The 25,935-nt window shown below is 71.0% G+C and carries 25 protein-coding genes and 2 pseudogenes; 13 read left to right on the top strand and 14 right to left on the bottom strand.

The features are described 5' to 3' along the window. Nucleotides 1-178: 178 nt before the first annotated feature. The 5 genes and pseudogenes from AB0M30_RS24505 to AB0M30_RS24485 all read right to left on the bottom strand — a co-directional run bounded on the left by AB0M30_RS24505 (nt 179) and on the right by AB0M30_RS24485 (nt 4,159). A pseudogene (locus AB0M30_RS24505) lies at nt 179-1,459 on the bottom strand (IS256 family transposase). A gap of 42 nt (nt 1,460-1,501) precedes the next feature. Continuing rightward, nucleotides 1,502-2,524: an IS66 family transposase gene (locus tag AB0M30_RS24500; protein WP_364587564.1), complete on the bottom strand. Its 1,023-nt coding sequence runs from the start codon at nt 2,522-2,524 to the stop codon at nt 1,502-1,504. Next, nucleotides 2,524-2,952: pseudogene (locus AB0M30_RS24495) on the bottom strand (DUF6444 domain-containing protein); the annotation flags it as partial. The gene AB0M30_RS24500 and the pseudogene AB0M30_RS24495, both read right to left, overlap by 1 nt. 496 nt (nt 2,953-3,448) lie before the next feature. Next, nucleotides 3,449-3,652, bottom strand: a complete 204-nt coding sequence (locus AB0M30_RS24490) for a hypothetical protein (RefSeq protein WP_364587562.1) — start codon at nt 3,650-3,652, stop codon at nt 3,449-3,451. Between the two features lie 51 nt (nt 3,653-3,703). Next, a complete protein-coding gene (locus tag AB0M30_RS24485) occupies nt 3,704-4,159 on the bottom strand; it encodes a DUF1707 domain-containing protein (RefSeq protein ID WP_364587559.1) in 456 nt (151 codons plus the stop codon). 161 nt (nt 4,160-4,320) lie between these two features. Between AB0M30_RS24485 and AB0M30_RS24480 the strand changes: the two genes are divergently transcribed. From AB0M30_RS24480 to AB0M30_RS24445, 8 genes are all read left to right on the top strand, one after another. Then, on the top strand, nt 4,321-5,016 hold the full coding sequence (locus AB0M30_RS24480) for a response regulator transcription factor (protein ID WP_360271401.1): 696 nt from the start codon (nt 4,321-4,323) through the stop codon (nt 5,014-5,016). Further along, a complete protein-coding gene (locus AB0M30_RS24475) occupies nt 5,013-6,392 on the top strand; it encodes a HAMP domain-containing sensor histidine kinase (protein WP_364587556.1) in 1,380 nt (459 codons plus the stop codon). The genes AB0M30_RS24480 and AB0M30_RS24475 overlap by 4 nt, the downstream gene beginning before the upstream one ends. Before the next feature lie 56 nt (nt 6,393-6,448). Continuing rightward, nucleotides 6,449-7,138, top strand: coding sequence for a DUF998 domain-containing protein (locus AB0M30_RS24470; protein ID WP_364587553.1), 690 nt, complete (start codon nt 6,449-6,451; stop codon nt 7,136-7,138). Further along, on the top strand, nt 7,135-9,117 hold the full coding sequence (locus AB0M30_RS24465; RefSeq protein ID WP_364587551.1) for a glycosyltransferase family 4 protein: 1,983 nt from the start codon (nt 7,135-7,137) through the stop codon (nt 9,115-9,117). The genes AB0M30_RS24470 and AB0M30_RS24465 overlap by 4 nt, the downstream gene beginning before the upstream one ends. Before the next feature lie 146 nt (nt 9,118-9,263). Further along, entirely contained in the window at nt 9,264-10,193 is a 930-nt protein-coding gene (locus AB0M30_RS24460; protein WP_364587548.1) for an ATP-binding cassette domain-containing protein, read from the top strand. Next, nucleotides 10,190-11,038, top strand: coding sequence for an ABC transporter permease (locus AB0M30_RS24455; protein WP_364587545.1), 849 nt, complete (start codon nt 10,190-10,192; stop codon nt 11,036-11,038). Before AB0M30_RS24460 ends, AB0M30_RS24455 begins: the two co-directional genes overlap by 4 nt. 24 nt (nt 11,039-11,062) lie before the next feature. Next, nucleotides 11,063-12,304, top strand: coding sequence for a histidine kinase (locus tag AB0M30_RS24450; protein WP_364587542.1), 1,242 nt, complete (start codon nt 11,063-11,065; stop codon nt 12,302-12,304). Continuing rightward, nucleotides 12,301-12,981 (top strand): response regulator transcription factor, encoded by a 681-nt coding sequence (locus AB0M30_RS24445; RefSeq protein ID WP_364587539.1) that lies wholly within the window; start codon nt 12,301-12,303, stop codon nt 12,979-12,981. The genes AB0M30_RS24450 and AB0M30_RS24445 overlap by 4 nt, the downstream gene beginning before the upstream one ends. A gap of 162 nt (nt 12,982-13,143) precedes the next feature. Here AB0M30_RS24445 and AB0M30_RS24440 read toward each other — a convergent pair whose 3' ends face one another. Beyond that, nucleotides 13,144-14,424, bottom strand: coding sequence for a sigma-70 family RNA polymerase sigma factor (locus tag AB0M30_RS24440; protein WP_364587536.1), 1,281 nt, complete (start codon nt 14,422-14,424; stop codon nt 13,144-13,146). Between the two features lie 514 nt (nt 14,425-14,938). Continuing rightward, complete coding sequence (locus tag AB0M30_RS24435; RefSeq protein WP_364587533.1) at nt 14,939-15,739, bottom strand: Clp protease N-terminal domain-containing protein; 801 nt, start codon at nt 15,737-15,739, stop codon at nt 14,939-14,941. Nucleotides 15,740-15,786: 47 nt separating this feature from the next. Between AB0M30_RS24435 and AB0M30_RS24430 the strand changes: the two genes are divergently transcribed. From AB0M30_RS24430 to AB0M30_RS24420, 3 genes are read left to right on the top strand one after another with little or no spacing between them, the layout of a single operon-like run. Next, nucleotides 15,787-15,951 carry a hypothetical protein gene (locus AB0M30_RS24430; RefSeq protein WP_364587530.1) on the top strand — a complete coding sequence of 55 codons (165 nt, stop codon included), beginning with the start codon at nt 15,787-15,789 and terminating at the stop codon, nt 15,949-15,951. Next, nucleotides 15,879-16,220 carry a hypothetical protein gene (locus tag AB0M30_RS24425; RefSeq protein ID WP_364587527.1) on the top strand — a complete coding sequence of 114 codons (342 nt, stop codon included), beginning with the start codon at nt 15,879-15,881 and terminating at the stop codon, nt 16,218-16,220. The genes AB0M30_RS24430 and AB0M30_RS24425 overlap by 73 nt, the downstream gene beginning before the upstream one ends. Then, complete coding sequence (locus AB0M30_RS24420; protein WP_364587524.1) at nt 16,210-16,569, top strand: FtsX-like permease family protein; 360 nt, start codon at nt 16,210-16,212, stop codon at nt 16,567-16,569. The genes AB0M30_RS24425 and AB0M30_RS24420 overlap by 11 nt, the downstream gene beginning before the upstream one ends. Nucleotides 16,570-16,670: 101 nt before the next feature. Here AB0M30_RS24420 and AB0M30_RS24415 read toward each other — a convergent pair whose 3' ends face one another. Next, nucleotides 16,671-18,086: a hypothetical protein gene (locus AB0M30_RS24415; protein ID WP_364587521.1), complete on the bottom strand. Its 1,416-nt coding sequence runs from the start codon at nt 18,084-18,086 to the stop codon at nt 16,671-16,673. 366 nt (nt 18,087-18,452) lie between these two features. After that, complete coding sequence (locus AB0M30_RS24410) at nt 18,453-19,070, bottom strand: phosphatase PAP2 family protein (protein ID WP_364587518.1); 618 nt, start codon at nt 19,068-19,070, stop codon at nt 18,453-18,455. A 122-nt stretch (nt 19,071-19,192) separates the two neighbouring features. On the opposite strand from AB0M30_RS24410, the gene AB0M30_RS24405 reads away from it, so the two are divergent. Both AB0M30_RS24405 and AB0M30_RS24400 read left to right on the top strand, forming a co-directional pair. Then, nucleotides 19,193-19,570, top strand: a complete 378-nt coding sequence (locus tag AB0M30_RS24405; protein ID WP_364587515.1) for a BlaI/MecI/CopY family transcriptional regulator — start codon at nt 19,193-19,195, stop codon at nt 19,568-19,570. Between the two features lie 4 nt (nt 19,571-19,574). After that, on the top strand, nt 19,575-20,525 hold the full coding sequence (locus AB0M30_RS24400) for a M56 family metallopeptidase (protein WP_364587512.1): 951 nt from the start codon (nt 19,575-19,577) through the stop codon (nt 20,523-20,525). 7 nt (nt 20,526-20,532) lie between these two features. Here the strand turns inward: AB0M30_RS24400 and AB0M30_RS24395 are convergent, their stop codons facing one another. The 5 genes from AB0M30_RS24395 to AB0M30_RS24375 are packed head-to-tail and all read right to left on the bottom strand — an operon-like array spanning nt 20,533 to nt 25,906. After that, entirely contained in the window at nt 20,533-21,246 is a 714-nt protein-coding gene (locus AB0M30_RS24395) for a response regulator transcription factor (RefSeq protein WP_364587509.1), read from the bottom strand. A 52-nt stretch (nt 21,247-21,298) separates the two neighbouring features. Next, nucleotides 21,299-23,938, bottom strand: a complete 2,640-nt coding sequence (locus AB0M30_RS24390) for an FtsX-like permease family protein (protein ID WP_364587506.1) — start codon at nt 23,936-23,938, stop codon at nt 21,299-21,301. Then, nucleotides 23,935-24,606: an ABC transporter ATP-binding protein gene (locus AB0M30_RS24385; RefSeq protein ID WP_364587504.1), complete on the bottom strand. Its 672-nt coding sequence runs from the start codon at nt 24,604-24,606 to the stop codon at nt 23,935-23,937. Before AB0M30_RS24385 ends, AB0M30_RS24390 begins: the two co-directional genes overlap by 4 nt. Further along, a complete protein-coding gene (locus AB0M30_RS24380) occupies nt 24,603-25,274 on the bottom strand; it encodes an ATP-binding cassette domain-containing protein (protein WP_364587502.1) in 672 nt (223 codons plus the stop codon). The genes AB0M30_RS24385 and AB0M30_RS24380 overlap by 4 nt, the downstream gene beginning before the upstream one ends. Continuing rightward, the gene (locus AB0M30_RS24375) at nt 25,274-25,906 is read right to left on the bottom strand and encodes a hypothetical protein (protein ID WP_364587499.1); all 633 of its coding nucleotides are present in this window, start codon (nt 25,904-25,906) and stop codon (nt 25,274-25,276) included. The genes AB0M30_RS24380 and AB0M30_RS24375 overlap by 1 nt, the downstream gene beginning before the upstream one ends. Between the last annotated feature and the right edge of the window lie 29 nt (nt 25,907-25,935).

Below are 25,935 nucleotides of genomic sequence, written 5' to 3'. Positions count from 1 at the left end.
GCGGCCAGCTCATCATACGACGGACGAACACCTTCCCCCACAACAAGATCATCCCACAGTCCCGTTCACAGCCCAGAAACGACCTGAACAGTCACTCCCTGCGGTAACTGTTCAGGTCATTTCGGTGTTCGTTGGCAGCCAGGGTCTATCCCGTGATCGGTGTTTCCGGCGTTGTTGATCAGTAGGTTTCGGCTCCCGGCCAGCGGTCACCGAACGTGATAGCGAACGCGTTGATCACTGGCTTCCAACGCATCGTCCATCGGGCGCGGCCTGTCCCGGTGGGGTCCAGGCTGCGGGTCACAAGGTACAGGCACTTCATCGCGGACTGCTCAGTCGGGAAATGCCCGCGTGCGCGAACCGCTCGCCGGTAGCGGGCGTTCAGTGACTCGATCGCGTTCGTGGAGCAGATCATCGTCCGGATCTCGACGTCGTAGTCGAGGAACGGCGTGAACTCAGCCCAAGCGTTGCGCCACAAACGAATCACTGCTCCATGCTTCGCCCCCCATTTCTCTTCGAATTCGTCGAGAGCTGCCGCTGCGGCGTCCGGGCTGGGCGCGGTGTAGATGGGTTTGATGTCGCGTTTCACCGCCTCCCAGTCCCGGCGAGACACGAGCCGGAAGGTGTTGCGGATCAGATGGACGATGCAGGTCTGAACAATAGTTTGCGGTCACACGTTCGTCACGACGTCGGGCAGGCCTTTGAGTCCGTCGCAGACGAGGAAGAACACGTCCCGTATGCCGCGGTTCTTCAGGTCGATCAGCACGCTCATCCAGAACTTCGCGCCCTCGCCGCCGGTGCCCATCCACAGGCCCAGGACGTCCTTGTGACCGTCGATGGTGACGCCGATGGCGGCGTAGACGGGCCGATTGGCGACCTGCCCGTCACGGACCTTCACGTGGATCGCGTCGATGACCACGGCCACGTACACTGGGTCGAGCGGGCGGTTGGCCCAGTCGTTCATTTCGGTGACGACCTTGTCGGTGATCCGCGAGATCGTTTCCTTGCTGACCGAGGTTCCGTAGATCTCGGCGAAATGCGCCGAGATATCCCCGGTTGTCATTCCCTTCGCATACAACGACAGCACGATCTCGTCCACTTCGGTGAGCCGACGCTGCCGCTTCTTCACGATCTGCGGCTCGAACGTGCTCTCCCGGTCCCGCGGCACGTTGATGTCGACTTCGCCGGCGAGGTCGGAGATCACCGTTTTCGGGCGGGTGCCGTTGCGCACGTTCGTCGACTCGCGGTCCGGGTCGGCCTGGTTCTTCTCATGCCCGAGGTGCTCGGTCATTTCCTCGTTGAGGGCGGTCTCCAGCACGTTCTTGGTGAACAGCTTCAACAGGCCGTCCGGGCCGGTCAGCGCCAGCCCGCGGGCCTTGGCCTCGGCCACCATCGCCGCCGCGGCGGCCTGCTCCGGCGACAGCTCCCGCGCCGGCTTGGACTCACTCTTGCGTGGACTCACAAGGTCCGATGTCATCACTCACAGTGCCCATCTCGCCTGACCTCAGCCCGGCGTGTCGGGCCGGAAACACCGATCTTGGAACAGTCCCGGCAGCCAGGGATTTCCGGTGATGGCGTCGCGTAGCGTGGTGATGATGTGGAGTCCGTTTTTGCGGGCGGTGGAGATGTATCCGCGGACGCGTAACCAGGCCCGGGCGCCGTGTGGGGTGCGCCAGCCGCCGGAGATCTTCAGCTGCGCCTTGACCATCCGCAGGTCGCGTTCGGCTTGGTTGTTGGTGAACGGGACGGTGAGGTCACGGGCGAACAGCAGCACTTGCTGCTGGTAGTCGCGTAGGCGCACCAGCAGGTTGCGGGTCTTGCTTTGCTTACGGCCTCGGTCCGGTGGGTGCAGCAGCAGGCCGAGATGGACAGCGCGGACGAACCTGGAGATCAACGGATCAACAATATAGGCCGGGATGGCGGCCAGGCCGGCGTCTCGCGCGGTGTGAGCAGCGGTATTGAGCTCTTCGAGAGTCTTCATGGCGATCCGGGGCCAGGTGTGCTCGGGATGGGCTTCGCCGGCCGCGACCAGCTCCCGGAGGTGGTGGGCGTTGCAGCGGGCGTGTTTGCGCCCGAAGTCCTGATACGACATCAGTCCGTCATGGACTGCGACACCGCGGAACCGAGTGAGGATTCCGAAGTCGTCCATCGCCTCACCGCCGCGCTGAGTGTGGGGCAGATAGGCGGTGAGGCGTGGGGTGCACGCGACGTGCAGCCACCAGTTCTTGCCTTCGACTCTGATGCCGGTCTCGTCGAAGTGCGCCACCGGCGCGGCCCGCAACGCCTGTTCGACCTGCTCGGCGAACTCGTCGAGGTTGGTGGCGACCGGGGTGAGGACACCGGCGACCCAGCCGGTCGACACCGGCAACCCAGCAGATCCGCCAGCAGCTGTGCCGTCCTGGCCACAGGGATGTGCTGGTAGGTCAGCAGATAGACCGCCAACGCGGTCACGTTCGGCCCGTAGCAGGCCGGCGCAGTCGCCTCGGCCGGGGCGGGCGCAGTCGTGACGTGGTGGCAACCACGGCACCGCAACCGGTGCAGACGATGCTCGGTCACCGACGGACGCACCGGCGGCAAGTCCACGACCTGCCGCCGGATCATCCCCGCACGGCGGGCGCGGCGCAGGGCCGCGCCGCACCCCGAGCACGCCGGCGGGGCATGATCGACGATCGCGTCCGGGTTCTCCACCAGCGACAGGTTCACCCCAGGTGCTCCGCGCTGCTTGCCCTGCTTGCGTCCGGATTTGCCCCGCAGCGACTTGGGGGCAGGTTTGGCGAACCGGTCTGACGATGGGGGCATCGAGGAGTTACCCGAATTTATGCCCAGCCGGCTCTTGAGCGCGGCGACCTCGGCTCGCAACGCGGTGATTTCTTCCCGCGCACGCGCGAGCTCGACTGCCTGCGCTGCGACCAACGCGGCCAGCTCGTCATACGAAGGACGAACACCCTCCCCCACAACAAGATCATCCCACAAACCCGCTCACCGCCCGGAAACGGCCTGAACAGTTACTCCCTACGCAGGATGTGTGTTCGTGCGACCGACCATAGCCTCACTGCTCATGACTGGCCAGCCCGGCATGACTTGCCCGATAGTCGCCCAAATTGACTTTGAACAGTAGCTCTTGCCGGTGCTGCGCCAAGCCATTGATTGATCTTGATCGACTCCCCCGCCTGGCAAGCATCCCGACCCTGATCGTGGCCGGACACTGATCGTACCGACGCCGCTGCGCTCCAGCGCGCGTTCGTTGCCGCGAGCTTCCCGAGGCTGCCCTGAACCACCACGATCAAGTGCGCGCGGGCTGTGAACGCAGATCGGAAGCACACGCGATGTCGAGCCGGGACGAGCGCGTTCGCATGAACGGCGAACGGCGTCGACCGCCCGCCCCGCGAGAAGGAGCATCACGAACCACTGCCTGCTCTCTGTGCACAGGGTCGAAGGCGAAATCCGTGAATCACGGACGGATGAGCAGCGGCGCGAGTCTCAGCGGTTGCCCGGCGACGTCGAGCGGGACCTGAAAGCCGCCGGCGCCTCGGTCTTCAGCGCCCGGCTGGACGAATCCGCCGCCGCCCGCGGCGGCTGAGCCCGCCCGCCGGCGATTCCGGTTCGGATAACGCGAGGACAGTCCGCAGAGCAAATCCGTCAAATCGTCGTTCATCCGTCTCCAGGCGGATAAACCGAAATATTTCATCGTCCTCGCGAAGTGGCTTCAGCTACCGTGACCGTGCTCTATGGCGTCCGGGCCGTGTCCTTCGAACCCGTCGGTACCGAAGCCGTGGACGGCGGCGGCGACCAGGCCGGCGACGATCAGGAGTCCGACGAGCACGGTGACGATGATCAGCAGCCGGCGGCGGCCGGGTGTGGATTCGGGGGTCCGGCCGCCCAGCACAGCGAGATCGGCGGCGAACGCTGTGCGAGCGGCGGTCAAGATCTGCTGCCAACCCCTCGGTGCGTTCGGCTCCGGCGCGGGCAGGTCGGCGATCACCGCGGCCAGTTCGTGCCGATAGCGGAGCCGCTCGAGCCGGCCGAGGCGTTCTTCGACTTCGTCCATCGTCAGCCGGCCTTCGCCTGCCGCCGCGTAGAGCGCGGCCCGGACCTGCTCACGTTCCGCATCCGAGCAGCGGATGCCCTCGGGCAAAGTCGTGCCGGGCGCTTTTTCGCTCATCATTTCCTCTTTCATTCCGGAAACCCGCTTCTCCCGAGGCTAGCCGGGTAAGTCCGGAGGGAGCGCCGGCGAAGGTTAATCTTCGATGAGAGTTCGGCACTCTCGCGACCACCTCGGCTACAGTTACCCTGTGTCATCATTAGGTGAGCGAAGGGACGCCGGTGCACTTGGTGATCGTCGACGACGAGACGGCTGTGCAGGCCTCCCTGTCGCGGACGCTGCGGTTCGAGGGCTACACCGTTTCCGTCGCCGGTGACGGAGTCGCGGGGCTCGCGCTGATCCGTGACGCGGACCCCGACGGCGTGCTGCTCGACGTCAAGATGCCGATGCTCGGTGGCCTGGAGGTGTGCCGGCTGCTGCGGGCCGAGGGCAACACGGTGCCGGTCCTGATGCTGACCGCGCGGACGGCGGTGACCGACCGGGTCGCCGGCCTCGACGCGGGGGCCGACGACTACCTGGTCAAGCCCTTCGCCCTGCAGGAACTGCTCGCCCGGGTCCGGGCCCTGCTGCGCCGCACCGAGTACAACGCGCCGTCCGCGCCCCCGGCCCCGGCTGCGCTGCGGTTCGCCGACGTCACCTTGGACCCGGCGACGCGGGAGGTGTTCCGCGGCGTGCGGCCCGTGCACTTGACCCGTACCGAGTTCGCCATGCTCGAGACGTTCCTGCGTCATCCCCGGATCGTGCTGACCCGCACCGCGATGTTCGAGCAAGTCTGGGGTTATGACTTCGGCACCGCGTCCAACGGGCTCGACGTCTACGTCAGCTATCTGCGCCGCAAGCTGGAGGCCGAGGGCGAGCCGCGGCTGCTGCACACCGTGCGTGGAGTCGGCTACGTCCTGCGCGAGGAACCGCTGTGATACGGCCTCGTTGGAAGACGCTGTCCCTGCGCGGCCGGCTCGGCATCCTCGTCGCCGCGGCGGTGGCGATCGCCGTCGTGACGGTATCGACGATCTCCTGGAGCATCACCCGTGCCGACCTCTACGACCAGTTCGACGCCCGGCTGCAGTCCTACGCCCAGCTCGCCGCGAAAGCCCCCTCGCCGGAAGAAGCGCTCTCGACGCTGCGCTCCACCACCAAGCCCGGGCCGGACCGGAACAACGGCCTGACCGTCCAGTTCACCTCGGCCGCCGGCGCGGTCACCGGAATCGCGGGCGCGCTCCCGGAACTCCCGCCCCCGCCGCCGCAAGCGCCGTTCTCCGTCAGCCGGGCGGCCAACGTCCACCGCGACGGGAGCCGATTCCGCATGTGGACGGCCCCGCGATCCGACGGGGGCACGATCCAGGTCGCCCAGGATTCCGAAGACGTCGAGGACGCGTTGGCCCGGCTGGGCTTCTGGCTGCTCGTGGTGTCCGCCGCCGGGGTGCTCGGCGCCACCGTGGTCGGCCGGGCGATCGCCCGGTCGGCGCTTCAGCCGGTCGACGACCTCACCTCGGCGGCCGAGAACGTCGCCCGCACCCAGGAGCTGTCGGCGGCCATCGACGTCAGCGCGTCCGGCGAGATCGGCCGGCTGGCAACGTCGTTCAACGCGATGCTGGCGGCGTTGAGCCGTTCCCGCGACGAGCAGCGGCGGCTGGTCGAGGACGCCGGCCACGAGCTGCGCACGCCGTTGACGAGCCTGCGCAACAACATCGAGCTCCTCATCCACGCCGACGCCAATCCCGGGCGCCGGCTGCCGGCCGAAGACCGGTCGCGGCTGCTCGCCGACCTCGACACGCAGGCCACCGAACTGACCGCGCTGGTCGGCGAGCTGGTCGAGCTGTCCACCGGGGAACGGCCGAGCGAAGCCGAGGAGCGCCTCGCGCTGGCCGACGTCGTCGGCTCGGCCATCGAACGCACCCGGTCGCGGTGGCCGAACGTCGCGTTCGAGGCCGACCTTGCCGACGCCGACGTCGTCGTGCGCCCCACCGCCCTCGAACGCGCGGTGCTGAACGTGCTCGACAACGCCGCCAAGTGGTCGCCACCCGGCGGTTCGGTGCGGATCTCGATGGCGGTCGAACCCGGTGCGGTACGCGTCCGCGTCGACGACGACGGGCCGGGCATCCCGGAAGCCGACCTGCCGCACGTGTTCGAACGGTTCTACCGGGCCGACGCCGCCCGGCCCCTGCCTGGCTCCGGACTCGGCCTGGCCATCGTCGAGCAGATCCTCACCCAGCACGGCGGCCGCGCGTCGGCTTCCGTTGCCGACGGCGGCGGCGCGCGGTTCGAATTAGTGCTCCCGCTGGCCGCTTCTTAGGGAAACCGCGCGCGATCTTCATCCAACTCTCATGGCCGGCCAGCACCGTTTGACAGGTGACTCCACGGACCGCGCTTTCGCCCACGCCGCTGGCGACGCTGACGCTGGTCATGGCCGCTGTCGCGCAAGTGATCATCGCGGGCCTGACCGTCGGGTTCGCCGGCCACGTCAGCCCCTGGCGGGACCCGGTCAGCGACTACGCCTGGCACCGCGGCGGCCGGCTGCTGTTCGCGGTGGCTGTTCTGCTCCTGCTCAGCGCCGCGGCGGCGCTCGTGGCCGCGGCCCACCTCGCTGCCTTGCCGCGCAGCCCGCTGGCGACCGTCCTCTTCGTGCTCTGGGCGGCCGGACTCGCGGTGGTCCTGCTCTTCCGCAGCAACTTCAGCGCCGCGGATCCCACGGTGTCCGGCGCGATCCACCGCGTCGGCGGGGGCGTGTTATTCGCCAGCCTGCCCCTGGCGGCCTGGGCGTTGAGCGCCCGGCTGCGAACCGAACCCCGGTGGCTCACTGTCGCCCCGGTGCTCCGGCGCGGGGCGGTTGCCGGAGTCGCGACCGCGGCGGCGTTCGGCACGGCCCAGGTCGTGGGCTGGCTCCCAGCCGGCTTGCTCGAACGCATCGCCCTGCTGGCCGAATTCCTGATCGTCGCCATCGTGGCGACCGCCCTACGACGGGTCGTCAGCGTCAGCAGCACACCCGAACCCCGGCCCGTCGCCGCGACGGCGGCCGAACCCGGGAGGGCCGTCCGATGACCGCATTCGCCGTCGCCTGCGCACTGCTCGCCGCCGTGTTGTTCGCGATGGCCGCCACCCGGCAGCACGCCGAAGTCACCAACCTGGCCAGCGAGGGCGCCCCCGGACTGCGTGCCCTGGCCCGGCTGCTGCGCTCCCCCGGCTGGTGGGCGGGCACCGCGCTGGCCACCACCGGCAGCCTGCTGCACCTCGTCGCCCTGGCACAGGCACCTCTTCCGGTCGTCCAGCCACTCGGGGTGTTCAGCCTGGTCCTGACGGTCGTGTTCGGACGCCGCGTGCGCGGCCGCCGGGTACTCACCGCGGTCGTTCTCGTCGTGGCCGGTGTGGCCGGATTCGTGACGCTCGCGGCCTGGTCCACCCCGGCCACGGCGATCAGCGCGGGCACGGCCGAAGCGGTGGCCATGACCGGGTTCATGGTCGCCGCGCTCGCCTGGTTCGCCCGGGCCGGCTGCGCCGCACTCGCCGCCGCGGCGGCCGTCCTCTTCGGACTCGGCTCGTCGGTCGTGCACGCCGCCGCGTCGCAGCCCCTCGCGACGGCGGCGCTCCTCGGCGGTCAAGCCCTGCTGCTGCTCGGTGCCGGCGGCGTGCTCCTGCACCGCGCGTACGCCGCGGGACCCACCGCTGTGGTCGTCGGCACGACGACCGTGCTCGATCCCCTCACCGCCGTCGCCGTGGCCGCCCTGGCCTACGGCGAGGTCCCCCGGCCCGCGGCCGCCCTCGCCGCGGTCGTCGCGCTCGCCGGCGTGCGCGTGCTCGCCGGTGCCGTTCCGCAAGCCCCATCGAAATCCGAGGAGAACTCCGTGCACCCGAACGGCCTTCGCGTCTTGATCGGCGCCGACACGTTCCCGCCCAACGTCAACGGCGCGGCGTTCTTCGCGGAGCGCCTGGCCCGGGGACTCGCCGGCCGCGGCCACGACGTCCACGTCGTCTGCCCCTCCGACGACGGCCCCGCCCGCACCGAGCAGCGTGACGGCTACACGATCCACCGGGTCCGCTCCCGCGCGATCCCGTTCCACGGCGACTACCGGTTCTGCACCCCCGGCAGCGCTCGGACGGCCGTCGGCGAGATCCTGGACCGCGTCCGCCCGGACGTCGTCCACGTCCAAGCCCACTTCGGCGTCGGCCGCGCCCTGCTCGAAACCGCCGCCGAACGCGACGTTCCCGGCATGGCCACCAACCACTTCATGCCGGACAACCTCCTCGGCTACACGCCGTTCCCCCGGCGGGTGAAGGACGCCCTCGCCCGGTGGGCCTGGCAGGACCTCCTGCGCGTCTACCGCAACGCATGCATCATCACCACGCCGACCCCGCGAGCGGCCGAGGTTCTCGCGGCGATCGGCCTCGACCGGCCGGCCCAGGTCGTGTCCTGCGGCATCGACCTCGCTCATTACGCCGCACCGGCCCGCCCAGTCGACCGGCCGATGTCGGTCCTGTTCGTGGGCAGGCTCGATGCGGAGAAGAACATCGACCAGCTTCTGCGAGCCCTCGCCCCGCTGCCGCACGTCCGCGCGGATCTGGTCGGAGACGGCACCCGCCGGCACGAGCTCGAGGAACTCGCCGCCGAGCTGGGTGTCGCCGGCCGCGTGACCTTCCACGGGTTCGTTTCCGACGCCGAGCTCGTGCAGCGCTACGCCGAGGCCGACGTCTTCTGCATGCCCGGCACGGCCGAGCTGCAGAGCCTCGCCACCATGGAGGCCATGGCCGCGGGCCTCCCCGTCATCGCCGCCGACGCGCTCGCCCTGCCCCACCTGGTCCACCACGGCGAGAATGGTTACCTGTTCGAGCCAGGAGCGATCACGACGATCACGCGGTGGATCGCCGACCTGGCCGCCGGCCCGGATCAGCGAGCCCGCATGGGCGAGGCGTCGCGAGCCATCGTCGCGCGGCACGACATCGCCGACGCCCTGGCGACTTTCGAGACCCAGTACCGGATCCTGCTCGGCCTTCCCGCACCGTCCGTGGTCAGCCAGGCCGCGTAACCGCGAACAGCTACGTGGTACTTGCGGCGTAGTGCCTATGCCGCAAGTACCACGCGGGGCAGCTCGAAATCGGCTTCGAGGCAGTCGACCGGACCTCGGCCACGGGCCTAGTTTCGCCCCATCTCAAGCGACGGGAACGAGGCAGCATGATCGAGGCACGGGCAGTGTCCAAACGCTACGGTGAACGGCTCGCCGTTGACGATCTGACATTCACCGTGAAGCCCGGCGCGGTGACCGGTTTCCTGGGTCCCAACGGAGCCGGGAAATCCACCACCATCCGGATGATCATGGGGCTGGACGCGCCGACGTCCGGGCGGGTCACGGTCAACGGCCGGCGGTACGACCGGCATCCCGCGCCCCTGCACGAGGTCGGCGCCTTGCTGGAGGCGAAGGCCGTCCACACCGGGCGATCCGCCTACAACCACCTGCTCGCTCTGGCACTCACGACCGGGATTCCCCGGCGCCGCGTCGACGAGGTGATCGGCCTGGTCGGCCTGACCGACGTGGCGGGCAAGCGCGTCGGCGGCTTCTCCCTCGGCATGGGGCAACGTCTCGGGGTGGCCGCCGCGCTGCTCGGCGACCCGGCGACCCTGGTGCTCGACGAACCCGTCAACGGGCTGGACCCCCAGGGCATCCTGTGGATCCGCCGGCTCCTGCACAATCTCGCGGCCGAGGGCCGCACGGTCCTGGTGTCCTCGCACCTGCTCAGCGAGATGGCGCTGACCGCCGAGCACCTCATCGTGATCGGCAAGGGCCGGCTCATCGCGGACACCTCGGTCGAGGAGTTCATCGGCCAGGCGTCCCGCAAGTCCGTCCGCGTCCGCTCGCCGCAAGCGGCGGATCTGCGGGAACTGCTCGCCGGCCCGGACGTGTCGATCACCAGTGCCGAGCCGGGTGTGCTCGAGGTGACCGGGCGCAGCAGCGCCGACATCGGCCGCATCGCCTGCGAACGCTCGATCCCGCTCGAGGAACTCGTCGTGGTGCAGGCGTCTCTCGAAGAAGCCTTCATGGAGCTGACCGAAGACGCGCTCGAATACCGCGTCACCGAAGCCGCACCGGAAAGGCGCGCGTCATGACCACCACCGTCACTCCCACGTCCGTCGAAGGCGTGTCCCCGTCCGGCTCGCCGCTGCCGGACGGCTTGAAGGTCACTTTCGGGCGCGTCCTGCGCTCCGAATGGCTGAAGTTCCGCTCGTTGCGCTCGTCGCCGATCGCGGTCGGTGTCACGGTGGTCGGGATGGTCGCCCTCGGCTGGATCTTCTCCGCCGCGGCCGCGAGCCGGTGGCCGGTCATGCGCCCGCAGGCCAAGGCGCACTTCGACCCGACCGACGTGAGCATCCGCGGCTACGTCCTGGCACAGCTGGTGCTGGGCGTGCTCGGGGTGCTGATCGTGTCCGGCGAGTACGGGACCGGGATGGTCCGGGCGACCTTCTCGGCGGTCCCGACCCGGCTGCCGGTGTTCTGGGCGAAGGCCGTCATGTTCGCGGTGGTGAGCTTCGTCGTGGGCACCGTCACCGCGTTCGCGGCGTTCCTGGGTGGCCAGGCGTTCCTGAGTTCTCAGCACATCGAAACGTCGTTGTCCGCGCCCGGGGTGTTCCGTGCCGTGTTCGGCGTCGGGCTGTACTTGACGGTCGTCGGCCTGCTCGGCGTCGCGCTCGGCTGGCTGATCCGGCACACCGCCGGCGCCATCGCCACCCTCTTCGGCCTGCTGCTGGTGCTGCCGGGGATCGCCGAAGCGCTGCCGGACAGCTGGGCCCCGCACATCGTGCCCTACCTGCCGAGCAACGCCGGGCAGGCGCTGTTGGCCGTGCGGGCCGACCCGGCGATGCTCGCGCCTTGGACCGGCTTCGCCGTCTTCTGCGCCTACGTCGTCGTGGCGGTACTGGCCGCTGTCGTGCTGCTCAAGCGACGCGACGCCTGAGGCTCGGCGAGGGATGATGACGGCGTGACCGAACCTGCTTCCGCGTGGCCGGTGTCCGAGCACGGCCTGCTGGCCGCCTGGTCGGGCGCTGAACGATGGCGCGTGCTCGCCGGGCGCCACCCGATCGTGGTGGACGTCCTGCTCGCCGGCTGCCTGCTGCCGCTGGCCGTATTGGGCGTGCACCGCGGCGTGGCACCGGGGCTGCGGCCCCACGTCGTCGGTATCGGGGTCGTGCTGGTGGCCACGCTGGCGCTGCGGCGCAGGTTCCCGCTGACCGTGCTCGGCGTGGCCAGCGGGCTGTCGCTGCTGGCGGGGGCGCTCGGCCCCGAGCTCCCGCCGGTGTCGGTCGGAGTGCTGGTCGCGGTGTACACCGTGGGTGCCTACTCCGGACGCAGGCAGGCGCAGTTCGCCCTGCTCGTGCTGACGGTCCTCATCGCGGCCGAGGTGTGGGGCCGGGACGAGTTCGCCGAGGTCGTCGCCCGGTTCGTGTTCGTCTTCGCGGTCGTGGTCGCGGCCTTCGTGCTCGGGGTCAACATCCGCACGCGCCGGGCCTACCTGGTGTTCCTGCAGGACCGGGCGGTCCGCGCCGAACGCGACCGCGACCAGCAGGCGCAGATCGCGGCAGCGCGGGAGCGGGCCATGATCGCGCGGGAGATGCACGACATCGTCGCGCACAACCTGTCGGTGATGGTGGCATTGGCGGACGGAGCGGCCTTCGCCGCCCGCACGGGCGCCGCGGGCGCGGAAACCGCGGCCCGGCTCGTGGGAACGACCGGGCGGCAGGCGCTGGAGGAAATGCACCGCCTGCTGGGAGTGCTGCGCAGCAACGGCGACGAGAGCCCGCGAGCCCCGCAACCGGGTATCGCGCAGGTCGAAGAGCTGGTGGAGCAGGTGCGGCGAGCCGGGCTACCGACGACGTGGACCGTGACCGGAAAGCCGTTCCCGCTCTCGCCGACGGCTGGGCTCGCGGTGTACCGGGTGACCCAAGAGGCCCTGACGAACGTTCTCAAGCACGCGAAAGAACCATCGGAAGCGCGGCTGCGGATCACCTACGACGAGCCATTCGTCTCCCTGGAGGTGACCGACGACGGCGCCGGGGTCCGGCCGGAACCCGGCGCGCGCCCGACCGGACACGGGCTGACGGGCATGCGCGAACGGGTCGCGGTGTTCGGCGGCGATGTCGAAGCGGGCCCCTGTCCCGGCGGCGGCTGGCGGGTCGCCGCGCGGATCGGCGCCGGCCACACCGCTGCCGAGGTGACGGCGTGATCAGGATTCTGCTCGTCGACGACGAACCCCTGCTGCGGCTCGGTTTCCGGCTCGTTCTGGACTCTCAGCCGGATCTGAGCGTGGTGGGCGAAGCTGCGGACGGCGAGGCCGCCCTCGCCCGCACCGCCGAGCTCGACCCCGATGTGGTGCTGATGGACGTCCGGATGCCGGGCATCGACGGAATCGAGGCGACCCGCCGGATCGTGCAGTCCCACAGCCGGTCGCGCGTACTCATCCTCACCACGTTCGACATCGACGAGTACGCCTTTCCCGGCCTCAAGGCGGGGGCCAGCGGGTTCCTCCTCAAGAACGTGCCGCCGGAAGACCTGCTGACGGCGATCCGCGCGGTCGCCGCGGGCGACGCGGTGGTCGCGCCGAGCGTCACCCGCCGGCTCCTCGACGCGATGGCCGCCCACCTGCCCGACCCGGCCGTCCCCCAGGGCGGCACCGCCGGACCGGAGACCGAACGCGGTCTCGACCGGCTGACCGAACGCGAGCTGCAAGTGCTGACCAAAGTCGCCGGCGGCCTGTCCAACGCCGAGATCGCCGAAGAACTCGTGCTGGCCGAAGGCACCGTCAAAACCCACGTCGGCCGAATCCTGAACAAGCTCCAGCTCCGCGACCGCGTCCAAGCGGTCGTGCTGGCCTACGAAGTGGGACTGGTCCGGCCCGGATGACCCGTGATCCGGCGTAGACCGAGCCCGGCCACGAGTACCGCGGCGGCTGTTCGCCGCCCACCTGGTCACCTCCTGCATGATCGTGTTGAGCCGGGTTCCTGCAGGGTGAGCTGAGTTTCGCGGACGCGTGCGCAGAGAATCCGGCCGAGCCGCGGGACCGCGTCATTGCTTGGGCTCCTTGGTCTTCTCCGGCTTCGAGGATTTCGTCTTAGCTGCCTTTTTCTCCTCTTTCGCCGCCTGCTTCGACTCTTTCGCGGCTTGCTTCGACTCTTTCGCCGCCTGCTTGGCCTGTTTGTCTTTCGTAGCCGTCGCGCCGTCCCCGGTCGCTTCGGGCTGCTCGCCGGCGGCCGTCTCCGCCGACGGCGGGGCGGCCGGCACCGAGGTAAGCCGGGCGGCGGGACCGGCAGGCTGCCCCTGGTCATCGCCCGACGCCGCGCGCGTCGAGGGACGTGTTCTCACCGGCTGGGTGCTCGACCCGTCAGCCCCGGTCGCCGGGGACGGTGGCGCTGTGTCGGACGTGCCCGCGCCGATGGTCACCGTCGTGACCAGCGCCGCGCTCGCGGCGGCCACCTTCGCCGCCGTCGCCCACGACAGGGCGGACGCGCCCGTGCCGGCGGCGATACCGGAGGAGGCGACGGTTCCGCCGGTGGTCAGCCAGTGCGCCACGACCGGGACGCCCAGGATGAGCGGGGCGACGGTGGCGGGCAGCTCCGTGTTGAGCTCCTTGAGCCCGTCGGCCAGCTTCCTGCAGTCCGCGCAGCGGTCAAGGTGGGCCGTGATCCGGTGCGCCTTGTGGTTCCCGAGGCCGTCGCGCACCCACCGGGCCAGCTGGCCGGAGACGATCCGGCAGGTGCGCCGGCGGGCGGCGGGAACGTGCTGGTCCAGGTAGGCCTGCCGCAGACCCTCACGGGCACGGTAGGCCAGCGCGGCGACCCCGTTCGGCGTCATCCCGAGGTCCAGCGCGATCCGGGCCGGCGTCTCGCCCTCGATCTCGGTCCGCCACAGCACGGTCCGCCACCGCCCGGGCAGGCTCGCGAACGCGTCGGCGGCGACGGTGGCGTGCATCCGGCTGCCGACCGGCTCGTCGCTGCCTTCGCCCGGCAGGACGTCCGGCACCTCGGCGACCAGGGAGACGGCCGAGTCGCGCCGACGCCAGCTGATCATCGTGTTCCGGATGGTGGTCAGCAGGTAGGGCCGGAAATCCTCGTCGGGCCCCTCGCCCGAGCGCAGGATCCGCAGCACGCGGGTGAAGCCTTCGGCGATGAGGTCTTCCCGCTCGGCCCGGTCCGCGGCGATCGCGGCGGCCACCCGGCGGGCCGCGACGAGGTGCCGGTCGTAGAGCTCGCCGTACGCGGCGATGTCGCCGCCGCGCACCGCCTGGATCAAGGCCGCATCGCTCGGGACGTCCGCCGTCCCGGCCACCGCCGGCACCACCTCGGTCACCACACCTCCTCGCCCGTGCGCTTGCACGTGCAGAACGTCCCGCGATAGTCATCCACCCGAGAGCGCGGCGCAAGGTTTCGGCGCCGAAAGCCCACCTTCTCCGTAGTGAGCGCCCCGCGCGCCATCCCGGTGTTCGGGCGGCAGCGGGGACACTCACTCGCTGACTGCGAGTCAGCAAGCCGACTGCTCGATTACCGGCGTAGCGCTCCCCGATCGCAGCGATGCGTCCGTGAAGCGCGGCAGTGGAGAACGTTGACGCAATCTTCCGCTACGCGGCGGTCGGGTCCGCGGAGGCCATCGAGAACCTCCCGCGGGTTTGGGCGGGCCGGGGCTCAGCATTCCCGGTTGCGGCCGCCGCCCCGCTTGGAGGTGGCCTTGGGCGAGGTGCTGAGATCCGCACCCGCGGTCATGCACCACGCGAATCGTGGTCGCCTGAATTCCTGGGCGGCGGCACGAACCGATCTCGAGGCCGCCGCCGCGCCGAACCTGCATGCGAGGCCGGATGCGAATCTGCTCATCGCCGACGCGCGCGCGATCTTCTCACCAGCAACACTGGCGCCGCCAGGACTGCCAGGGGCGCCAGGCCCGCGACGACCCGGAGCGTGATCACGGGCAGGCCGGGCGATGGCGTGGTGAACCGCAGGCGGGAGTCCATGTGGTGCCACCGCGTCACCTCGAGGTAGATGATCCGCCAGCTCCCCACCCACAACACCGACGCCACCCCGAGCATCCCCCACAGCAGGCGCCGCGTGGTCATCGGCGCGCGGGCGAGGATCGCGGTGCTCAGCTGTGGCCGCGAGACACCCAGCGCGGCCAGGATCGGCGGCACCAGCCCGCCGTCCGCGGCCACCACCGCCACGCCGACGTGGTACTCCGCGACCCGCGTCCCACCCCGCTCGGCGTCCTTGCCAGCGAGGTCCAGGCACGACCGCGCCCGGCACGTGACCGGCAGATGCCCCGGCAGCCGCACCCGCCGCCGGCGCCAGGTCCGCGGCCGGGCGACCGGCGCCGGCCCCAGGCCGGCCCCGACGGCGTCCCGTACCGCCGGCGGGTCGATGCCGATCGCGGCGAGCGCCTCGGCGTCCAAGCCGTCGCCCACCCTGCGCGGCCCGTTCGACAACCGCGCCGTCTGCGCCGCGACACCATCCGGCGTCACACCGTGCGCCCGGGCCGGCTCGCCCACCGGCGTCGGAGAGTGCGCGATCGCGTAGAGCAAGTGCTCACACCCGATCCAGAGATGAGCCAGCACACGAGCACGGTCCTGGGCAGTGCGCACCGACGCGCGAACATCCTCGTCGAACTGCGGGTATCTCATCCTGCCCCTTCTGCCGCAACCATGCCCGGTATGCATACTCGGTATCCATGTTCGTGAAGCTGGTGCGGGCGCTGCCCGAGGAGGACGGTGGCCAGCGCCCGTACGAGATCACCGACGCCGGCCGCGCCGAAGTGGCCGGATGGTTCACCACGCCGGCGGAGCGCCGGGAACGTCCCCGGGACGAGCCGGCGGTCAAGCTCCCCTCGCGCTGACCACGCCCGGCGTCGACGTCCAAGCGGTGCTGCAGGTCCAGCGGCGCGCGACGATGGCGGCCCTGCAGGAGCTGACCCGGCTCAAGACGCAAGACACCGGCCCGCGGGACCTGGCGTGGCAGCTCGTGCTGGATTCGATGTTGTTCCAGGCGGAAACCGAGGTCCGCCGGCTGGACCACTGTGCGGCCACCCTGGTGCGCCACTCCCCCGCCCCGCTGCCCACTCCACTGCCCGCGCAGGATCCGGCCGAGGAGGCAAGTGCTCGATGACGGTGTTGCCGCACTGGCTACCGGCCTCGGCGCCGCCGACGGACGCGCGGACCTGGCCACCCTCGCTGCCCTCGGCGCCTCGCCCCGCATGCGCCGGGCACTGTCGCTCAGCCAGGCCGGCGTGATCGCCGGGCTCGGCTCCATCCTCGGCACCCTGGCCGGCCTCGGCACGGCAATCGAAGTACTGATCACCCTGAACCAGGCCGCTGCCGACGCATGGCCGGTCCAGCAACCACTCCCGATCATCTTGCCCTGGCTCAACATGGCCGCCGCACTCGTCGTCGTGCCCCTCATCGCGATGCTCGGCGCCAGCCTCCTCACCCGATCCCCGCTCCCCATCGAACGCTGAGCCCGCCGCCGCGGATGACAGGTCGGCCCTGAACCCGTCATCCGCGGCGGTATCACCGGCATCCCCGAGACACCGGAGGATTTTGCCCGCGGTCAGCGCCGTCAGCCGACCTTCTCGATCTTCGCCTTGCGAATGAGCTGCTTGCCGGGCTGGTGAATCTTCGCGAACGCCGCATTGTTCAGCAGCGCGCAGCTGCCGGACTTCGCGGTCACCGGCACGGTGATGGACTTGGCGTTGTCCAGGTTGGTGACCTTCAGCATGGTGCCGACCGGGAACTGGTTGCTGGACGCGGCGGGCGCACCCGCCTCTCCGGACAGCGTCACGGTCGAGCCCTTGCAGACGACATCACCCGCGGCCGCGGCGCCGGACTGGTCTGCGGTGCTCGCCGCCTGTTCCAGACCGTCATTGGCCGCCGTGGCGCAACTGGCGTCGGCAGCCGCTCCACCGGCTGCCGCGTTCGGGTCCGCGGACGCGGCGCTGTCCTTGGCCGCGTCCTTCTTGTCCTTCGCGACGTCCTTCTTGTTCTTACCGGCGTCCTTGGTGGCTTTCTTGTCCTTGGCCGCCATGCCGTTCTGGTCGGCCATGCCGTTCTGGTTCGCCATGCCGTTCTGGTTCGCCATGCCGTTCTGGTTCGCCATGCCGTTCTGGTTCGCCATGCCGTTCTGGTTCGCCATGCCGTTCTGGTCGGCGGCCATCCCGTTGGCCCCCGCATTCGGGTCAGCGGCGGCGGCGCTCGCCTGGCACGCCGCGATAGCAGCGCAGTCGGCGGCGTTGACTACGTTGTTGTCGGCGGCCGCACCGCTCTGATCAGCGGCCATGCCGTTCTGGCTCGCCATCCCGTTGTTGTTCGCCATGCCGTTCTGGCTCGCCATCCCGTTCTGGTCGGCGGCCATCCCGTTGGCCCCCGCATTCGGATCAGCGGCAGCGGCGTTCGCCTGGCAGGCCGCGATGGCGGCGCAATCGGCGGCGTTGGCGGCGGCGTTGTTGCTGTCGGCGGCTGCACCGTTCTGATCAGCGGCCATGCCGTTCTGGCTCGCCATGCCATTGCCGCCGTCGGCCGCACCGTTGGTCGCGGCCATGCCCTGCTGGTTGGCCATGCCCTGGGCCGCGGCGTTCGGGTCGGCCGTCGCGGTTTGGTCGACAGCGGCTGCTGCTCCGTTGTCCGCACAGTTCACAGCCGCTGCGGCCGCTGCGGCTGCCTTGCCCGCCGCAGCAGCCTTCGCCACGCACCCGGCGGCCGCGCGCCGCTGCTGGATCAGATCCGCCACCGCCTGCCGGTTGGTGATCCTCGCGGCGGACTGTGCGTCCGGGTTCGCCTTCTGACCCGCGATGAAGGTCAAATTGTTCTGTAACGCCGTCTCGAGGCCCTGACAGTTCGCCGTCTGGGCCGTGGCGGCGTTGCCGTCCGGACTGCTCAACGCGAGCACCGTTGCGGTGACTCCCGCAACTCCCAACAGGGCGGCGAGTCCGATCGTCGCCTGTTTGCGGTGTCGTCCGGAACTACGCAAGCGGGGCATGTGCCCCTCCTCTCTGGTCGCCACCTCACCCTGGGACACGGCTGCACGACTCAAGCGGTTCAGAGGAATTCATCATGCCCGGCAAGCAAAGTTCGCACACGCGATCACAACAGGAGCAGAAAGATGCCCCGCCAGCAGCGTTTGCACCAATCTGGCGGGCGAATCCGACGCGAATCCGTTGCAAGAAGGCGGGTTCGAGAGCCCATAATCCACAATGGACATAGAAATTCTCGCCCGAGAAGTCGGCCAGAGCCGAGGCCGGCGGCGTTCAGAAGCCGCTGGCCACTCCGTTTCTACACCAACGTAGTAGCAATGGCAAGCCAGTACCCCGTAGTTACCAGCAGTGAAGTTATCCGCGGGTTAACGTCATCCCAGAACCCGTTTACCCTCAGGCACGGCCGCCCCGACCAGCGGCCGGTATCTGCCCGACCGAAGGCGGCTGACGAGGGCCGTCAGCGGCGCACGCAGCAGCAGGCCGATCAGCGCCACGGCCGCGCCGAGCAGCGCTCCGGCCAGGACGTCGTGGACGTAGTGCGCGCCGAGGTACACGCGGGAAAATCCGATCAGCACCGCCACCGCGAGCGCGGCGAGCCCGGCTCGGCGGCCGACGAGGAACAGGGCGACGGCCGCGGACACGGCGATCGTCACGTGATTGCTGGGGAACGAGTAGTCCGTCGCGAAGTCGCAGGTGGCCACGGTCGGCACGGCCGGATAGCGGATGCAGGGCCGCGGCTCCTCGACGAGGACCTTGACGAGGTTGCTCAGGCCGTAGGCCAAGCCGACGGCGATGGGCACCCAGAGCACGGCCGCCATCCGGCCGGCGTCCTGGCGACGTGCGCGCCACCACGCCACCGCGACGACCAGCGCGAGCAGCACCAGGCCGGCGTTGGTGAAGACTTGGAAGAACCCGTGCAGCCACGGGGTCGCGCGGGCGAACCCGAGCACGTCCAGGTACCAGCCGCCGTCGATGGCTCCGCCGTCCACCGCCCCACCTTCCTGCTCGATTGACAACGTCGTAGAACTTCTACTTCAGTGTAGATGATCGGGGCCGGGTCGACCCGGCCCGGTGTGACGGCCAGTCTTCGACAGGCAGGTAGATTGGTAGTATGCGGATGCGGCGAGACGACGGTGCCCGGCGTGCACCAGGCGAGCTCGAGGCGCAGGTGCTGGCCGTGCTGTGGAAAGCCGACGGCCCCCTGGCACCGGCCGATGTGCGGGAGCGGCTCGGCGCCGGCCTGGCCTACACCACCGTGGTGACCATCCTGTCCCGGCTCCACGAAAAGGGCGTCGCCGAGCGGGAGAAACTGGGCCGGTCCTTCCGGTACCGCGCCGTCGACGACGAACCGGGGCTGGCCGCGCGGCGGATGACCAAAGTGCTCGACGGCGAACCCGACCGCGACAGCGTGCTCGCCCGCTTCGTCTCAAACCTGTCCGAATCGGACGAACACCTGCTCCGCGAGCTGTTGCGGCAGAACGAAGGCTGACCGCATGGACCCCGACTTCTGGGTACCCCTGCTGCTGCCGCTCGCGGCCTGGCCCCTGGCGCGCATCGTCACCCCCCGGCTGCCCCCGCGTGCCGCGAGCTGGCTGCTGACCACCGGATGCCTGGTGCTCGCCGCCGCCGGCACCGCCGCACTGACCTTGCAGGCGTTCGCCGGTTTGACGCTCGTACCGGCCATCGCCCAGGCCGGTCATTGGTCACCCCAAGCCCTGAAACCGGTCAACGTCCCCCTGGCGATCGGCTGCGGGCTTCTGCTGACCGCTCTCGGCATGGCGTTCACGCGCACGGCCGTGCGGTACGCGCGATGGAGCTGCGCGCTGACCAGGGAACTCGACGAACACAACTCTGCGGCAGGCGTCATCGTTCTACGCGGCCGGGAACCGGTCGCGTTCTCCGCACCGGGCCGCGGCGGCCGGATCGCCATCTCCAGCGGCATGCTCGACGCCCTCGGCCCGGCCGAACGGGACGCCCTGCTGGCTCACGAACGCGCCCATCTCCGCCTGCGCCATCACCGCTTCCTCATCGCGATCACCCTCGCCGCGACGCTCAATCCGCTGCTGCGCCCACTTTGCTCGGCAGCGAGGTTCGCCCTCGAACGCTGGGCCGACGAAGCCGCCGCACAGCACATCGGCGACCGCACGGTGGTGGCCAAGGCCGTGGCCAAAGCCGCGCTCGCCGGACGGGCCGAACCCGGCTTCGCCCTCGCGGCGACCGGCGGCCCGGTGCCACGGCGGGTCAGCGCCCTGCTGACCGCACCCGCCCGCCGCCTCCCCGCCGCCTTGCTCAGCGCCACGCTGGTCCTGGGCGTCACGGGCTGGTCCGCCCAGACGGTGCTGGACTCGGCCACCGACCTGCACCAGAACCTCGAATCCGCGCAGGACCCCGCCACGGACGCTCAGGGAATTTTCCCCGACGAGGACGAGGGGTTTGGCCGCTGAACCGGATTCAGAGCGGCGCTTCGAGCCGGTAGCCGTGCCCGCGCAGCGTCGTGATCACCGGCACTGTCGCGCCCGTCCTCTCGGCGAGCCGCCGGCGCAGAGCGGCCATGGTGACATCCAGGGTCTTGGTCGGCCCGAACCAGTGCTCGTCCCAGACTTCCGCCATGAGGTCTTCGCGGCTGACCGCGATGCCCGGCCGGCGAGCCAGTGCGGCGAGCAGGTCGAACTCCTTGGGACGCAGGGAGATCTCGTGTACGCCCAGCAGGCATCGCCGCGCGTCGACATCGAGCACGAGGTCGCCGAGACGGACCGGCGCGGTGCCGGCGGACGCGGCGGGGCGGCGGCGCAAGTGGGCCCGCAGGCGGGCCAGCAGCACGGTGACGGTGACCGGTTTGACCAGGTAGTCGTCGGCGCCGGCGTCGAGGCCCACGATGATGTCGATCTCGTCGGCCCGGGCGGTGAGGATGATGATCACGACGTCCGGGTCCGCGCCACGCAGGGTCCGGGCCACGTCGACGCCGTCGGTGTCCGGGAGGCCGAGGTCGAGCAGGACGACGTCGGGTGCGCTTTGCCGCGCCTGGGCGAGTCCGCCTTCCCCGGTCCGGCACCAGTGCACCTCGTAGCCGTTGGCGAGCAGCCCGGTGCGGAGGTGGCCACCGATGGCCGGGTCGTCCTCGATCAGGAGGACCTCGACGGCGTCGGCAGCACGCTGCATGCTCATGGGCCGGATCGTAGCCAGTGCGGCCACGACCGGCCCGGTACACCGTGGCTGGTCACAGGTCCCGCAGCTCCTCCACCGCCGGGCGGGTCGACGCTCGGGCGCTGAGCACCGCGGCGGCCGCCAGGGCGGCGACGACGGCCGCGGCGGTGGCCGCGAGGTAGGTCCAGGGGACGGCGATGGCCGATGGAGGCGGGTCGAAGACACCGGTCAGCACGGTCACGAGCATCCGGGCCAGGCCCCAGGCGATGACGGCGCCGCCGAGCAGACCGCAAGCGCCGAGCAGGAGTCCTTCGCCGAGCACGAGCCCACGCAGCTGCCGCCGGGTCGCGCCGAGCACGGCCATGATCGCCAGGGTGCGTCGCCGTTCGGCCAGCCCGACGGCCAGGACGATGCCGCCGGCACCGGCGGCCAGCAGGACGGCGAAGGTCAGCTCGAGCCGGGTCAGACCGTGCAGGTTGACCGACGTGAGGCTGGAACCGACCTGCGCGCGGGTCTGCGTGAGGTCGGTGACGGTCGCGCCGGCCCCCAGCCGGGTCCGCAGCGCGGCAGCGACCTCGGCCTGACCGGTCCCGCCGGTATCGACGAGGAACGCGCCCACGGCGTCGGAACCGGTCGTCCGGGAGAGGTAGCCGGCGTTGGCGACGAAGAAGCTGTCCTTGGGCGCGGTGGGGAACTCCTTGACGACCCCGGCGTAGTGGAACGGCACGGTCCTCAGCTCCTTGGTGCGGTTGTCCTGCACCCGGAGGTTGACCAGGTCGCCCGGGACGAGCTGGAAGTCCTTGACGGTTTCGGCGCTGACCAGGATCGCGTCGGGCTGCCGGGTGAGCACGGCCATCAGCTCCGCCGCCGTGCCGCCCTGGAAGTAGGCGTCCTGCAGCGCGGTGGCCCGGGTGATGCTGTCCGGGCGCACGCCGTAGAGGTCCTGCAGGTCGGCGCCGACGTAGGCGAACCGGTGCTGGAGCGGCTCGACACCGCGGACCCCGGGTACGGTCTGCAGCTGCGTGGCGGCGGCCGGTCCGACTTGCGTGCCCGGCGATTCGGTGACGGTGACGTCGGCGCCGTTGGTCAGCTGGGCGTCGGCCTCGGCCTGCTGCTCGTAGGTCCTGTTGAACACCGCGGTCGACGCGGCGAAGGACAAGGCCAGCGCGAGCAGGACGATGGCTCGGGCGAGGGTCCGGCGCCGGCGGGACAGGCTCGCCGCGCCCGGGCCGGCGAGGTGGCCGGCGACGGGCCGCAGTAGCCGTTCGAGCGGGCGACGCCCGTGGGCGAGGGCCAGGGTCACCAGGCGCCACAACAGCACGGCGGCACCGAGCCAGAGCAGCGCAGGTCCGAGGAAAGCCCAGTACGACACGGAAATCGACGGCACGCCCTCCGGGGCCAGCACCAACGCGTAGTCGTTGCCGCTCGACGCCCAGAAGACGACCAGCGCCCCGCCGATGAGCAGGAAGTCGGCCCCGGCTTTGAGCCACCACGGGGTTCGCGGCTTCCCGACGGTCTGCCGGACCTGGGCGACGCTGCGGCCGCGCAGGTCCACGACCGCGGGCACGAGGACCGCCAGGGTGGTGATCAGCAAGCCCGCGGCGAACGCGACGGCGAACCACACCACCGTCGCCCCGATATCGGCACCGGCCGGCGAAGGCCCGAACGCGAGGCGGCCGGCCGCGGCGGCGATGCCGAGTCCGGCGGCACCGCCGAGGACACCGACGAGAACAGCTTCGGCGACCGCGAGCCGCACCACTGCTGCCGGGGCGTAGCCGCGAGTGCGGAGCAGCGCCTGTTCGGCACGGCGGCGTTCGGCGCCGGAGCCGACCAGCGCCGCGGTCAGCAGTGCGGACAGCACCACCCCGGGCAACCCGAGGAACAGGAAGAGCATCTGCGCATAGGCGGCGTCCCCGCGGGCGGCGTCCAGCGCCGCGGCCACGTTGTCGCCGACCAGTGCCGCGCCGGCGGTCCGGGCCTCGAAGTTGTGCGCGGCGGCGACCGCCGACTGGTACGCCGCCGCCGGATCGCCGGGCCACGGGGTGGTGAGCCGGACGTGGAACTGGGTCGTCCCGGGCTGGCCACCCAGCTCCGGGAACACCGCCTCCGGCACCAGCAGCACGTTGTCCGGAGGCGCCGCGGGCTGCGCCTGGGCGGCTGCTCCGACCTTCTGGAACAGGGAGTCGGCTTGGGGCAGGTCGACGACGCCGGCGACGGTGACGGCCAAGGGGCCTGCCCCAGCGCGCCCGACGCCGACCTGGTCACCGGGGCGTACGTGCAGGTTCGACGCGGTCTGCTGGGCGATGAGCACGCCGGTGGGTGCGCCGGCCAGGTGCCGGATCTCGTCGGGGAACGCCGTCGCGTAGCCCGCCGGGACACCGAGGACGACGCCGGGGCCCGTGGTCTGGGTGGTGCCGTCGCCGGAGGCTCGGAAACCGGGGGTCCGCGCGATGTGGACGCGTTCGACCACACCGGCTCCGGGCGTGGCGCGCAGCTGCCGCAGCACGGCCTCGGCGTCTCCGCCGGGCTGCACCTCCACCTGCCAGTCGACGGCGACCGAGCGCAGTGCCCGCGCGGTCATCGTCGCCTGCGACGCGGTGAGGAACGTCCCCAGTGCCGCGATCAGCGCCACCCCGAGCGCGATGCCCGCGGCGGTGGCGAGCACCCGGCCGGTCCGGTGCCGCAGCAGCCCGGCCAGCCAGCGCACTGTCATGGCTGCACCACGGCGGTGAGCAGTCTGCCCTCGCGCATCGTCCAGTGCGTGTCGAGCCGATCGGCGACCGCATTGTCGTGGGTGGTGACGACGAGTGCCGCCTCGAGGTGATCCGTCGCGGCGAGGAGTGCGTCGAGCAGACGGCGACCCGCCGCGTGGTCGAGCTGGCCGGTGGGCTCGTCGGCCAGGACCAGGCGCGGACGCCGGGCGAGCACCCGGGCGACGGCCACCCGCTGCGCCTGGCCGCCGGAGATCTCCTCGGGGAGTTTCGCGGCCAGCTCCGCCACGTCCACCAGTTCCAGGGCCTCGGCCACCCGTCGCGCAACTTCGGACCGGTCGACGCCCGCGATGACGAGCGGGAGGCCGGTGTTCTCCGCGACGTCCAGGGTCGGCACCAGGCTGGGGCTCTGGAAGACCACCCCGATCAGGTGCGCGCGGGTGCCGGCGGTCATCGGCAGCCCCGGCCACGTGACCTTCCCCCGCGTCGGCCGTTCCAGGGCCGCCATCAGGTGCAGCAGGGTGGACTTGCCCGACCCGGACGGCCCCGCCACGGCGATCCGCGCCCCGGCCGGCACGGTGCAGGTGGTGCCGTGCACCGCGACGACGGCCGCCGGGCCGGTGCCGTAGGTGCGCGACACGTCGTCGCAGGCCACCATGATCTCGGTCATCCGGCCACCGCCCCGTCCCGCAGGAGCACCACGCGGTCGGCGATCCGCACCACCTCGGCGCTGTGGGTCACCACGAGCAGCCCGGCGCCCCGGCCGGTGTGTTCCCGCAGCAGGGACAGGACCTGGTGCTCGGTCGCCCCGTCGAGCTCCCCGGTCGGTTCGTCGGCCAGGATGACGTCCGGGTCGTTGACCAGCGCCACCGCCAAGCCGGCTCGCGCGAGCTCGCCGCCCGAGAGCTGCGCGGGCACGGCCCGGCCTCGGCCGGTGAGGCCGACCTGCTCGAGCAGTTCGCCTGCCCGGACGCGCCCACGGCCGGCGGCGCGGCGGGCCAGCCGGATGTTCGTGGTCACGTCGAGGTGCGGGATGAGGTTCCGGCTCTGGAGCAGCACACCGATGCGGCCGGCCCGGACGCGCGCGCGATCGGCCTCGCGGCGATGGGTCACGCGCTGGCCGCCGACCCGGACGGTGCCTCCCGCCGGTTCGTCCAGCCCGGCCAGACAGGCCAGGAGGGTCGACTTTCCCGAACCGGACGGGCCGACCACGGCCACCGTCTCGCCCCGTTCGACGGTCAGCGACACGCCGCGCAACGCGAGCGTCTCGTCGTCTCCCGTCCGGAAGAACCGGTACAGGTCGCGGGCCTCCAGCGCCGGGGCGGGTTCCGCCGTCATCACTGCCACCGCAGGGAGTCGGTGACCGTGCGCCACGGGTCGACGTTGTCGGCGTTCTCCGGCCCGGACAACGTCAGGTCGACCCGGGTGCCGGCGTGGAAGAAGACGTAGTGCTCGAAGGCGTCCCGGACGACCTTGCCGGTGACCGGGTTCGGCGGCGAGTCACCTTGGTAGGTGACCAGGACCGCGGGACCCGCCTGGCGGGTCACGGTGGACACCTGACCGAGGGCGAAGCGCGGCACCTGCCCGCGCCACGCCGGGATGTCGGTCGCCGTGACCGAGGCGGCGGTCGGTGCGGTCGCGGTGGCGGCCGTGCTGACCTGGACCTGGTTCAGCTTGTCGGTGAACGTCGTCGTGGCGCCCGCGGTGGACGACGCCCAGCCTTCCGGGATCTTCACCGAGAACGCCGCACCCGGCGGGGTGAACGCGACAAAGGCCTGGTTGTCCGGGATGTCACCCGGTGGGTTGGATTCCGTGGCCGGCTGCCCGGACTCCGACGGCGACGCCGAAGAGGTCATCGACGTCGGAGCCGACGCGCTCGGTCCCGGCGGTGCCGATGCCCCCGCACAGGCGGACACCGCCAACGCCGTGACCAGGATTCCCACGCCCAGCACCGCATTCCCGCCCGACATGACGCCTCCCGGCCCCGCGACGATCACCT

The sequence above is a fragment of the Amycolatopsis sp. NPDC051716 genome, from assembly GCF_040681595.1.
In the GTDB taxonomy this organism is placed as follows: Bacteria; Actinomycetota; Actinomycetes; order Mycobacteriales; family Pseudonocardiaceae; genus Amycolatopsis.
This window is presented reverse-complemented; position numbering and strand designations above follow the sequence as displayed.